Source organism: Subtercola lobariae, from assembly GCF_014640255.1.
GTDB classification, from domain to species: domain Bacteria; phylum Actinomycetota; class Actinomycetes; order Actinomycetales; family Microbacteriaceae; genus Subtercola; species Subtercola lobariae.
The window spans coordinates 379613-391034 of record NZ_BMGP01000006.1; the positions used below are offsets into that span (position 1 = coordinate 379613).

Here is an 11422-nt window from a genome sequence, read left to right on the forward strand (position 1 = left end):
ATCGTCAGGCGTCGCGTGCCAGGCCGGCTGCCATTGCTGGGCTGTAACCGGTCTCGACCACGACATCGATCACGACCGCGCGACCTGCGCGGTAGAGACGCAGCGCCTCCGTGAGCGCCGCTCTCAGCTCCGATGGCCGCGTGATCGGGCCTAACCCCTCAAGCCCCTGGGCTCGCGCGAGTGCTGCGAGATCGGGAGCCGGATCATCGATGCGTTGCCCGACCCACTTGCGGGAGACGTCGCGGCCGCGAATCTCTGCTACCTTCTGCTGGTGCACTTCGTCGTTGAAGTATGAGCGATTGTTCGAGACGATCGCGATCAGGGGTATCGAGTAGCGAGCAGCGGTCCAGAGTGCTTGCACGCCCATCAGATAGTCGCCGTCGCCGAGCACGCCGACCGCAATCCGGTCGGATTCCCGCAGCGCGAGCGCAGCCCCCACAAGCATGCCCGGGCCCGATCCGATGCCGCCCCCGCCGTCGTAGCCGAGGCTGTCGAGCGGATGCGCGAACGGCCAGAAGTCGCCGTCCCAGCCCAGCGGCAGACGCGCCAGAGTCACCCGCTCTTCGCGCATAACGTCTCGCAAGGTCCAGGCGAGTAGCGGCAAGGTGATCTCGCCTGAGGCGCCCACGGGTGCGGGCCCGGCATCCGGAGCTTCGATCTCGACGGTGCTGCCCTCAGGAAGCACTGCGACGAGTTGGGCGACACCCGTGTCGGGCGCGATCGGCAGAGTGAGATCTGCGGGGATGCGCCGAAAGTGGTCTTTACTCCAGCCGTTATGCAGTTGGGCGTCTTGGCTGATGTTCACGACCATGCGCTGCCCCTCGGCGGGGGCCTGCGCGAGGGTGCCGCCGAGATCGATCCAGTCGAAAGCCACCACGACGTCGGCGCCTCGCAGAATATGCGCACCTTCGCCCGACAAGAAGAACGAGGGGCCCGCAACGTGGGCGGGATGCACCATGGGAAACGAGGCGCCGGCCTTCAGATCGGTGATGACGCGTGCGCCGACGGCTTCTGCGAGCATCACCCTGCGCTTCCATTCTTCGGGGCTCTTGCTCATGCGGCCCATAAGCAGCACAGGCGATTTTGCCGACAGCAGCGCGTCGGCGACCAGCTGGACGACATCGGCCGGAGCGACAGGAAGGGCGACGACCGGCATGCCTGTGAGCTCTGGAACCAGCACGGCCTGCTCGAGCTTCGACTCCTGCATCGTCGTGTCAAGCACGACGTAAGTCGGCGCCATGGGAGGAGTACGCACGATGTCCCAGGCCCGCACCAACGATTCGAGCGTCGCCTCGACCGAAACCGGCTGGTCGTCCCACTTCACATAATTACGCACGAGCGCCGCCTGGTCAGCCGACGAATGGATCCAATCTATCCATGGGCGCCGACGAGAGGCATCCAGCGGCCCGTTCGCGCCGATCATGAAGACAGGTGCACGGTCGGCCCACGCGTTGTAGATCGCCATGCTCGCGTGCATCAGCCCGACGTTGCTGTGCAAAGCTACCGCCATCGGAAACCCGGTGACCTTGGCGTAGCCGTGGGCGAGCGCAACGGCATGCTCTTCGTGCAGGCACATCAGAATGGCCGGGTCTTCGGCACCGAGGTAGTTGACCAGACTGTCGTGCAGGCCGCGATAACTTGCGCCGGGATTCAATGCGACATAGCGCACATCGGCTTGACGCAAGAAGTCGGCGACGACATCGCTGCCCCACTCAGGCCCATTCGCGCTCACGGTAGAACCACCGTCGTCGTCTTGGTTTCGGCGTACGAGAGGAGCTCTTCGAGACACTCTTCGCGACCGAAGCCCGATGACTTCGTTCCACCGAACGGAAGGCCCCAGAAATGCCTGCTTGGGCTGTTGATGAGCACATGCCCGACCTTCAAATCTCGGGCTATCTGATGCGCCGACGTCAGATCGGAGGTCCACACCGACGCGGTGAGGCCGTACTCGACGGAATTCGCGATTTCGACCGCTTCGCTCACCGTGCCGAATGTCATGGCCGCGAGCACCGGGCCGAACACCTCCTCCTGTGCGAGGGTGCTTTCGGGGGCGACCTGCGTGATGAGTGTGGGAGACACGAACCAGCCTTTGGAGCCTACGGTGCTCGGCCGGCCGCCTCCAGAAAGGATCGAGCCGCCTTCCTTCACACCGACGTCGATGTAGTGCAGAGACTTGTCGTATTGGGCTTTGGAGATCAGACTGCCCATATCGTTGCTCTCATTCATCGGGTCGCCGACACGGATGCCGTCGAGAATGGCGGCGACGCGGGATTGCACCTCGTCGGCGATCGACTCGTGCAACAGCAGGCGGCTCGTCGAACCACAGCTCTGCCCCGCCGACATGGTGAAGTTCATGCCCGCCACGACCCCGGCTGCGGCTGCGGCCAGATCGGCATCCGGAAGCACTATCTGAGCGTTTTTGCCGCCGAGTTCGAGGGTGACGTGCTTGACGCCGGCGTCGGCGGCATCTTTCTGAATGCTGCGCCCGGTCGCGGCCGAACCGATGAATCCAATGCGCCGGATGAGCGGATGGGCAACGATGGCTCGACCGCTCACCATTCCTCTGCCAGAGATGGCGATGAGCACATCTGGCGGGAGCACCTCGGCGGCCAGCTCGGCGAGGCGGAGTGTTGATAGCGGCGCCTGGTCAGGGGCCTTCAGAATGACTGCGTTACCGGCAATCAGCGGTGCGGCCGCCTTGGATGCAGCGAAGAACAACGGGTGATTGAATGCTCCGATTCGAGCGATCACTCCGTAGGGCTCGCTCGTTGTGTAGTGCAGATTCTTGCTGACGGGAATCGTGCGCCCACCGAGCTCGAGCGCGTAGTCGGCGAAGATGTTCATCAGCTCCACTGCGCCGTCGACATCGAGCCGCGTCGAACGTAACGGCGCACCCATGTCGAGCGAATCAAGCGTTGCGAGTTCTTCGCGATGTTCGATCATCAGTGCCGCGAACTGACGCACTTTACCGGCCCGCTCTCGGGGAGTCAGCGCCCCCCATGCCGGCTGAGCTGTCGCTGCGAGGCGCACCAACCGATCGACCTCTTCGGCGCTGGCGTCGGGCGCATCGGCGAGCCCTCCTCCCGTGCTCGGGTTTTCGATCTCGTAGGTCGCTGCCGTGTCGAAGGGCTCGCCGCCGGCGAGTACTTTCCACGGCCTATCGACGATGTGGCGCGCATCGACGTCATTGTCTGTTCTCCAGAAGTCCATTCTGCAGACTTTAGGCGACCGCCTCACACCCGTCAAGAAGACATGTTCAACCGAGGGCCTCACCGAACCGCTTGGCCACGGGAATCAAGATCGAGGCGGCTTCTTTCGCCGCCTTCGCCGGAAGACGGTTCACTGGCGCCGAAACGCTGAGCGCGAGCCTCAGGCCGGGAACGCTCGTCGGCACAGCAACCGACACAGAGGCGACACCCTCCTCGCTCTCTTCTCGATTCGTGGCGTACCCCGAACTCCTCGTCAGCGCGAGCTGCTTCTCGAGCCGACTGAAATCGGTGATCGACTTGTCTGTCACACGCGGCAGAACGTCGTTGGGGTACAGGCGTCGGAGTTCAGCCGAATCGAGCTCGGCCAGCATGGCCTTACCGATCGACGTGACGTGCGCGGGCAGCGATTTGCCCAGTCGCGAAGCCACCCGAACCGCCTTGCGACTTTCGATGCCATCCATGAAGCGCACATTTGCGCCTTCAAGCATTCCGAGATGAATGGTCTCATCGAGAACGTCGTTGAGCTCCTGCAGAAATGGGCGACCAAGCTGATTTATATTCATTCGGCCGATCACCGAGAAGGCGACCCCGGTGAGCGCCGGGCCGGGTCCGTAAGCTTTGGTCTGCGCATCCTGACGTACGAAACCGCGGTATTGCAGCATTGCCAACACCCGATGCGCAGTAGACGACGCCACGGCGAGATAGTTGCTGGCGTCGGTAAGACGAATCTCCTGCTGCTCGCCGAGCAGCAGGAGGAGCTTCAGCGCATTGTCGACCGACTCGATGGGGTACTGCGGAGCCGCTGTGGCCGTGGCGTCGTCGGGGTTCGAAGAAATATTCTGCACAGCAGAAATATACGGCAAAGTCCTTCTTGCTGAGAAATTGGGAATGCATCACAACCATGAAAACAGAATGCGTTTCTGCTATAAAGATAGTCGAGAGAGCGCAGTTGCTGAGAAGGTGAGAGAGATGGCCACGATCGTCGCCGGAATCGGCGTACCGCATACTCCGGCCTTCGCCGCCAACGTGAAGGTCGGCGACCCCGACGACGAGACTGCCGCCGCATACGCCCGCATTGCGGAACAACTCGACGCCGTCGAACCTGATGTCGTAGTGATGTTCTCGACCGATCACCTCAATACTTTTTTTCTCGACAACTACCCCGCCATCGGCGTGGGGGTGGCGACCCGAACCAGCGGGCCCAACGACGGCACGCCGGGCCTGAAGCACGTCGAATTGCCTGTTCATCGCGACCTCGCCGAAAGCATTCGCATCGACACCGCACTCGCCGATTTCGATGTGTCTCAAAGCCAGGAATTCACGCTCGACCACTCGTGGCTGGTTCCGCTGCAGTTCATCCGGCCGGCCGCAGATCTCGCTATCGTGCCGATCTTCGTCAATAGTCACATTCCCCCGATTCCCACTGCGCGCCGCGCGTTGAAGCTCGGTAGAACAGTCGGCGAATCGATTGCGAGCTGGCCGGAAGACGTGCGGGTGGTCGTCTTGGGCAGCGGAAGCTTCTCGCTCGACGTGGGCGGCCACTACATCGAACCGCAGAAGATCTTCGGGGTGCCTGCGCCCGAATGGGTCGAGAGGGTGGCGGCCTTTCTCGAGGCAGGCGACTATGAGTCACTGGTCGCCCATGCCAGCCGAGCGCAGATGGCTGCGGCCGGCAATGTCGGCGGGGAGCTGCTCAACTGGATTGCCATGCTCGGCACGATCGGCGGCGGTGTGCCCTCCTCCCTCGACATTCACGACCAGTTCGGTCACGGATACGGTTTTTGGAGACTAACGTGAGCACATATCAGGTGGCGAAGTTCTGCCGCAGCTGTCTCATGAACAGCGAGGTGCGCGATCTCGCGATTCGAACGCCCGAAGCGGCGCTCGATCTCTTCGACCTGAGTGCGCAAGAGCGCGCTCTCCTGCTCGCGGGGGAAGTAGGCGAACTGTCTCTTCTCGGCTGCAACGACTTTCTGCTCTCATACCTCCCTCGATGGAATCTGTTCGGACTCGATGTGCCGCTCTACAGCGAACGGATGCGCGCCGTCGCTACCCGAGCCGTGCCCAACCGGCACCTCACTGACGAACTGGGAACGCAAGCCGATTAGATAGACTCGCACCATGCCGCCGGCTCCCCAAGAACAGTCCGGCGACCTTGCCACCTACACCGGGTATCTGTTGCGCAGGGCCCAGCAAGCACATGTCGCGGCGTGGCAGAAGTACGTGTCAGACGAGATCTCGAGTGTGCAGTTCGGGCTGCTGAGCATCCTTCGGCGCACCCCCGGGGCATCGCAGCGCATGCTCTGCGATGAGCTCGACCTCGACCGATCTACCGTCGCCGATGTCGCCGCTCGATTGGAGCGGCGCGGCTTGATCGAGCGAGTTCGCGATGCGACCGATCGGCGGCGCAACGTGCTCGAACTGACGGCCGACGGTCAAGCGGCTCTCGACGAGCTCACGCCGAGGGTCGTGACCATGAACGAGACTCTTACGAATGCCTTGGCGCCGCAGGAGATCGGTCGGCTGCGCGAACTACTGACGCGCATCATCGAGCCCTGACACGCCGAGCCCCGACAACGGGCTAGTCATCTCGAATATTGCGATGCATAATGGTTGGGGTACTGAGCAAATTAGCTCAGACGGTCGAATGCTCTGAAAGGGGCACTGCAATGCAGCAGATGGATGGCACCGCCGACACCCCCGAACTGGAACAGCTCTACCGCGACTTCGCGGCAAACGATATGGCCCCCCTGTGGACGCAGCGCGACGACCTGATGCCGATGACCCCGGCGCCGAAGGCGATTCCGTTCGTCTGGCGCTGGAAGACGCTGTTCGACATCGCACAGCGCTCTGGCGACCTCGTACCCGTCGGCCGCGGCGGCGAACGCCGGGCCGTCGGGCTCACCAACCCGGGGCTTCCGGGCACAGGATACGCGACGCCTACGCTCTGGGCCGCAATCCAGTACCTCGGCGGTTACGAGACGGCGCCTGAACATCGGCACTCGCAGAACGCTTTTCGCTTCGTGGTCGAGGGCGAAGGCGTCTGGACAGTCGTGAACGGCGACCCGGTGCGGATGAGCCGCGGCGACTTGCTTCTCACGCCTGGCTGGAACTTTCATGGCCACCACAACGACACTGAGAACCCGATGGCCTGGATCGACGGCCTCGATATTCCCTTTTCGAGCCAGATGGACGTCGGGTTCTTCGAATTCGGTGCCGAGCGAGTGACAGACGAGGCGAGTCCGGAGTTCTCGCGCGCTGAGCGCCTATGGGCCTATCCCGGACTCCGCCCCATGTCCGCACTCGAAGATAAGGTGAGCTCGCCGCTCTCGGCCTACCGCTGGGAGTTCACCGACCGGGCCCTCAGCGAGCAGTTGAAGCTTGAAGACGAAGGCTTTCCCGCCACCCTCGAGCAGGGTCATGCGGCCCTTCGTTACACGAATCCGACAACGGGCGGCGACGTCATGTCGACCATCCGGTGCGAATTCCACCGCCTGCGCTCCGGTATCTCAACGCCCGCACGCCAGGAGGTCGGATCGTCAGTCTGGCAGGTGTTTGAGGGCTCCGGCACCGTTGTGCTCGGCGGCGAGGAGACGAAACTCGAAACAGGAGACCTCTTCGTCGTTCCGTCCTGGGTGCCATGGTCGTTGCATGCCGATACCCAGTTCGATCTCTTCCGTTTCAACGACGGACCGATCATGGACCGCCTCAACTTTTCCCGCACATTCGTTCCCTCGACCTGACCAACTCGAAAGCATTTATGAGACTCGCAACCCTCCGCACTCCCGACTCGACCGTGGCAGTGCGCGTCGATGACACAACCGCGGTCGAAATCGGCGGCTTCGCCGACGTCGGCTCGCTGCTCGCCGACCCCGCCTGGAAAAACATTTCAGCCCGCGCCGCGGGTGCCGAGCATCCACTCGCCGACATTGACGACGACCAGTGGGCGCCTGTCGTGCCCTGGCCATCGAAGATCATCTGCGTGGGGCTCAACTACAAGAACCACATTCTCGAGATGGGCCGCGAGCTGCCCGAATTTCCGACTCTGTTCGCGAAATACCCCGAGGCGCTGATCGGGCCGTTCGACCCGATCGTGCTGCCCGCCTACGCCGTCGAGGCGCTCGACTGGGAGGCCGAGCTCGCGATCATCATCGGCTCACCCGCGCGTCGCCTCGAAGAATCTGAAGCAGCTGCAGCGATCGCCGGGTACTCCGTGATCAACGACGTCACCATGCGCGACTACCAGTACCGCACGCCCGAATGGTTTCAGGGCAAGACGTTCGAGAACTCGAGCCCATTCGGCCCCTGGCTCGTCACTCCCGACGAGTACATGCTCGGCACCGAGCTCTCGACGGTCGTCGACGGCGAGAAGATGCAGTCGACGACGACGGATGATCTGGTCTTCGGCCCCGCGGCACTTGTGTCGTACATCTCCAAGATCGTGACGCTGAACCCCGGCGACGTGATCGCTTCAGGCACCCCGGGCGGCGTTGGACACGCTCGCAAACCCCCCCGCTACCTCAGCGACGGGTCGACCCTCACGACCGCCATCGAGGGGATCGGCACCATCACCAGTCGTATTGTCGTCGAGGGCTGACCGTTGCCCGGCCGCACCGACAACGTCACCGACCCCGACCTGGCCGCGCGACTGCTCATCGCACGCCGCGGTCAGGCATATTATTCGCGCAAACTCAACGAGCTGAGCGACGAAGAGTTCAACGAGCCGTCGCGCTTGGCGGGCTGGAGCCGACGGGAGCTGATCGCTCACGTGGGGCTCAATGCCCGTGCGCTTACCCACCTCACCGAATGGGCGGCGAGCGGCATCGAGCATCCGATGTATAGTTCCCCCACGCAGCGCAAAGACGACATCGAGTTCGCCGCGACCCTGCCGACGCAGGCGTTGCGCAACCTTTCGGATCACGCCGCCATCCATCTCAATGTCGAATGGCGTGACCTACCGGAAGAAGCCTGGTCGGCGACGATCCGCACCGCGCAGGGCCGTATCGTTCCTGCTTCCGAGACGGTGTGGATACGCTCTCGCGAGGTCTGGATTCACGCGGTCGACCTGGGCAACGGGGCAAATTTTCTTGACTTCCCGGCACCGTTCGTCGATGCGCTGCTCACCGATGTGACGAGTGCGTGGGCTCGACGACGAGAGGCCGAGAGCCTTCCGTACTACGTACTCGAACCACTCGACCGCCCGCAGTCCCTGCGCGACACGATTGCGCCGCCAGACGCCGTAGTGCTACGCGGCCCTGCCACCGGGCTCGCGCAATGGGCCACCGGGCGCGGCGCGACAGGAGTCGAGGCGGCAGACGGATCGCTCGTGCCGTCACCACCTCGATGGCTCTGAGGCCGCCTAACGTTCGCGGCACGTGAATGCGCTGTCGGACTCGCTCCCTCTAGTACCCCGTACAAGCATTGACCGCGATGATGGTGCGGATGCTCCCTGACTCGGTCGATGAGTTCGGCAGATGGTGCGGTAGGGCCGGGCTGGCGACCCAATCTTTGTGGACGCTGCGGAGGTGGCGAGGTTTGCACACTGTGGAGTGGATGCTCCAGACGGTGGCTGGTGGGGGAGTGCGATTGACCGCTGCGGAGTATCTGCCGCCGGCGGTAGTGTTCCGGGCGATGACGGAGTCGGGGTGGGCGGAGCACTGGGTCAGGGCAGAGAACCGGAAAGATCTCACCAGCCTGTCCTTCTGCGGACGATCTCCGCTTAGATCGGCGCGTCCCCGCCGCGTCGTGTGGGGGGTATCCGGCATGCTGTGAGAAACGCTACGGTGTGCGGCGAAGGACGGAGCAGGGCGTGAGTGCCGATCATTTGGATGTGAAAGATCGTTTCGGTCGTCAGCTTGAGCGCCGGGATGGTCGTGACTTCCCGTTCTACAACCGTGAACCTGTTGAGGTGTCGACGTGGAAGTGGATCGTCATCATCGTTTCGTGCGCGATCGCGTTCATCGTGTTGATCAGTATTCCGCAACCGAATAATTACGTCGCGCTGATCCCTCGCATCTTGTTCCCCGTGATCATGCTTGTCGTCTTCGCCCTGCTCACCGGTGGTTTCTGGAGAAGCATTTTTCACAAACTCACCGGCTGGGACGTGCTGAACATGGTGTTCTTCGCCGTGCTCAACACCGTTGTGGCGCTCATCGTAGGCGGGATCATCCGCGCTCTTACCGGCGCCGCCGACAACGCGGCTACCCAGGGGCTTGCCCAGCTCAGCCCCGGCGAACTGTTCAGCTTCTATCTCGGCACGGGTGTGCAACTCTTCGGTGAGGAGCTCTTCACCATCCTGCCGTTCCTCGCCGTGATGTACTGGCTTTACGCCAAAGCCCATCTGAGCCGGAAGACCGCGATCATCCTCGCCTGGCTGATCACCGCCGTCTGGTTCGGCGCCGCTCACCTCCCCACCTACGACTGGAACGTACTCCAAGCCGTCGTCGGGATCGGGGTCGCTCGTCTCGTGCTCACCCTCGCGTTCATCCGCACGAAGAACATCCTCGTTTCAACCGGCGCACACATCCTCAACGACTGGGCCGGATTCACCTTCGCCCTACTCACCGGGCTCGCTACCGCAGGCATAGCCCGCTGAACAAGCAAGCGGGAGAGGCCTGCAAACGGCGAAACCTCGGTGGCAGTGAACGCGAATTGACGGACTCAGTCTCCGGCGGTTGAGTGTGTGCTCAAACTGATTCTTCGGGCCCACCCGAGTGAATAGAATGTGGTTGCAAAGGTGCCGGGGTTCGCAGCCCGGGCACCCATTCACGCTTTGTTTAGGACAGTTCATCGGGGGCACTATGTCACGGAAACAGCGTAAAACGGCCAGGTCAAAATATTTTCAGAACTCCGGGCCGGTTTTCGTGCCGACCACCCATGACCACGGGCACGTCCTCGCAATCATCGACGCGGTCTCCTCGTTTGGCGGTGAGCCCTATGCCCGGATCTACCGAGATAAGTTGGGCGGCGACACAACAACGATAGTCAGCCTCCGATTCAGTAGTTACCGGGCGAAGATCGGACCACTCCCACCAAAGATTGCCGCAAGGCTGCGCCCAGCAGTGTTCTGGAACGGCTTACGCAACCGCGCCATCAACGTACCCGCCCGCATCGACACCAACCCCGACTCACCCCACTACCTCGGAGTATGGCTCAACACCACACTCAAAGAGAATGTAACCACAAATTAGCTGCGGGCCGTTGCCTGCTCCCGCGGGTGCGGGGTACCCAGGCGTCTGAAAGATTTACCCTGACCGCTTCTACAGGTGCTGCGTTCCACAGTGGCGTATTCCGGACCGTTGAGCAGCGGCTAGGCCAGGATCGCTAGCTCACGGTTGCCGTAAAGGGTGACTTTAACAATGTCCCCGCCAGCACGGACGGCGTCAAGTGCGGCGGCCAATAGCCGGGAGCTCAATCGAGGGTTCGAAAAGCCAATTACTGCCCATGCAGATCGGCAATCACCTCGAACCGCAGAAAGCTCTGTGTTCAGGCTGGCTGACTGCTGAGGTCGAGGGTTCCGTTGATGACGTTTTGGGCGTCGGTGAGGAGTTTGTTGTTGTTGGAGCGGGCGTGGTTGCGGATCCGGTCGAACGCTTCGTCGGGGGTGATGTTCGCTTGACCGGCGAGCATCCCTTTGGCCTGTTCGATTAGTACCCGGTTGTTCAGCGCGGTTTGCAGCTGTTCAGCGAGATCGGTTTTGGCGATGCTGCTCCGGTCCTGCAGAAGACTGATCGTTGCCATGTCCGCGAGTGCTTGACCCAATGCCACATCAGCGTCGGTCATCAGGGTGGTGTCGTTCGAGACCAGGTTCATGGCCCCGACCACGTCGCCGCGGAGCCGGAGGGGAAGCGCGTGAGTGGATCGCACTCCTGCTTCAGCGGCGACGCCGACGAAGCGTGGCCAACGGTCTTCTGCTTCCGTGATCGTCGCGTTTGTGACGGGTTGACCGCTGCGGAAGCAGTCCAGACACGGGCCTTCGTCGATTTGCAGTTCGAACAGTTCCAGGTTTCGGATCCTCTCCGAGGACGAAGCTGCCAGTCTGAGGCCGCCGCGGAGATCGGTGAGCATGATCCCGGCCGCGTCCACATTCAAAAGTTCCACGCATGCGTCCGCGAGGTAGTGCAGAAGATCGGTGGCGTCGAAATCGTCGGTAAGGGTATCGGCGAGGGTAATGAAAACTTCGGCGAGGCGGGTTTCTCGTGTCATGCGCGTTC

12 protein-coding genes are annotated in these 11422 nt (G+C 62.5%); 8 read left to right on the top strand and 4 right to left on the bottom strand.

The window, feature by feature from the left end; all coding sequences use genetic code 11:
• Window positions 1-4: 4 nt before the first annotated feature.
• Genes IEX24_RS16965 through IEX24_RS16975 form a run of 3 tightly spaced genes read right to left on the bottom strand, consistent with a single transcriptional unit; the run spans window position 5 to window position 4054 of the window.
• Window positions 5-1732: a thiamine pyrophosphate-binding protein gene (locus IEX24_RS16965; RefSeq protein WP_188680393.1), complete on the bottom strand. Its 1728-nt coding sequence runs from the start codon at window positions 1730-1732 to the stop codon at window positions 5-7.
• Window positions 1729-3210, bottom strand: a complete 1482-nt coding sequence (locus IEX24_RS16970) for an aldehyde dehydrogenase family protein (protein WP_188680395.1) — start codon at window positions 3208-3210, stop codon at window positions 1729-1731. Before IEX24_RS16970 ends, IEX24_RS16965 begins: the two co-directional genes overlap by 4 nt.
• Before the next feature lie 46 nt (window positions 3211-3256).
• Complete coding sequence (locus tag IEX24_RS16975) at window positions 3257-4054, bottom strand: IclR family transcriptional regulator (protein WP_229715457.1); 798 nt, start codon at window positions 4052-4054, stop codon at window positions 3257-3259.
• A gap of 124 nt (window positions 4055-4178) precedes the next feature.
• On the opposite strand from IEX24_RS16975, the gene IEX24_RS16980 reads away from it, so the two are divergent.
• The 8 genes from IEX24_RS16980 to IEX24_RS17015 all read left to right on the top strand — a co-directional run bounded on the left by IEX24_RS16980 (window position 4179) and on the right by IEX24_RS17015 (window position 10399).
• Window positions 4179-5006, top strand: a complete 828-nt coding sequence (locus IEX24_RS16980; protein WP_188680396.1) for a DODA-type extradiol aromatic ring-opening family dioxygenase — start codon at window positions 4179-4181, stop codon at window positions 5004-5006.
• Window positions 5003-5317 carry a hypothetical protein gene (locus IEX24_RS16985; RefSeq protein ID WP_188680398.1) on the top strand — a complete coding sequence of 105 codons (315 nt, stop codon included), beginning with the start codon at window positions 5003-5005 and terminating at the stop codon, window positions 5315-5317. The genes IEX24_RS16980 and IEX24_RS16985 overlap by 4 nt, the downstream gene beginning before the upstream one ends.
• A 13-nt stretch (window positions 5318-5330) precedes the next feature.
• On the top strand, window positions 5331-5768 hold the full coding sequence (locus IEX24_RS16990) for a MarR family winged helix-turn-helix transcriptional regulator (RefSeq protein ID WP_188680400.1): 438 nt from the start codon (window positions 5331-5333) through the stop codon (window positions 5766-5768).
• Window positions 5769-5878: 110 nt separating this feature from the next.
• On the top strand, window positions 5879-6952 hold the full coding sequence (locus tag IEX24_RS16995) for a cupin domain-containing protein (protein ID WP_188680402.1): 1074 nt from the start codon (window positions 5879-5881) through the stop codon (window positions 6950-6952).
• Window positions 6953-6969: 17 nt separating this feature from the next.
• Window positions 6970-7806 (top strand): fumarylacetoacetate hydrolase family protein, encoded by an 837-nt coding sequence (locus IEX24_RS17000; RefSeq protein WP_188680404.1) that lies wholly within the window; start codon window positions 6970-6972, stop codon window positions 7804-7806.
• A gap of 3 nt (window positions 7807-7809) precedes the next feature.
• A complete protein-coding gene (locus IEX24_RS17005; RefSeq protein ID WP_188680406.1) occupies window positions 7810-8562 on the top strand; it encodes a maleylpyruvate isomerase family mycothiol-dependent enzyme in 753 nt (250 codons plus the stop codon).
• A gap of 456 nt (window positions 8563-9018) precedes the next feature.
• A complete protein-coding gene (locus IEX24_RS17010) occupies window positions 9019-9804 on the top strand; it encodes a CPBP family intramembrane glutamic endopeptidase (protein WP_203586039.1) in 786 nt (261 codons plus the stop codon).
• Window positions 9805-10009: 205 nt separating this feature from the next.
• Window positions 10010-10399 (top strand): hypothetical protein, encoded by a 390-nt coding sequence (locus IEX24_RS17015; protein ID WP_188680409.1) that lies wholly within the window; start codon window positions 10010-10012, stop codon window positions 10397-10399.
• A gap of 295 nt (window positions 10400-10694) precedes the next feature.
• On the opposite strand, the gene IEX24_RS17020 is transcribed toward IEX24_RS17015, so the two are convergent.
• Window positions 10695-11422 (bottom strand): GAF and ANTAR domain-containing protein (locus tag IEX24_RS17020; RefSeq protein ID WP_229715460.1); only part of this gene is annotated, 728 nt, incomplete at its 5' end.

Coding starts and splice junctions, on each gene's coding strand:
- IEX24_RS17015 (WP_188680409.1), top strand. CDS start 10,010: ATGTCACGGAAACAGCGTAAAACGGCCAGGTCAAAATATTTTCAGAAC.
- IEX24_RS16970 (WP_188680395.1), bottom strand. CDS start 3,210: ATGGACTTCTGGAGAACAGACAATGACGTCGATGCGCGCCACATCGTC.
- IEX24_RS16995 (WP_188680402.1), top strand. CDS start 5,879: ATGCAGCAGATGGATGGCACCGCCGACACCCCCGAACTGGAACAGCTC.
- IEX24_RS16990 (WP_188680400.1), top strand. CDS start 5,331: ATGCCGCCGGCTCCCCAAGAACAGTCCGGCGACCTTGCCACCTACACC.
- IEX24_RS17000 (WP_188680404.1), top strand. CDS start 6,970: ATGAGACTCGCAACCCTCCGCACTCCCGACTCGACCGTGGCAGTGCGC.
- IEX24_RS16980 (WP_188680396.1), top strand. CDS start 4,179: ATGGCCACGATCGTCGCCGGAATCGGCGTACCGCATACTCCGGCCTTC.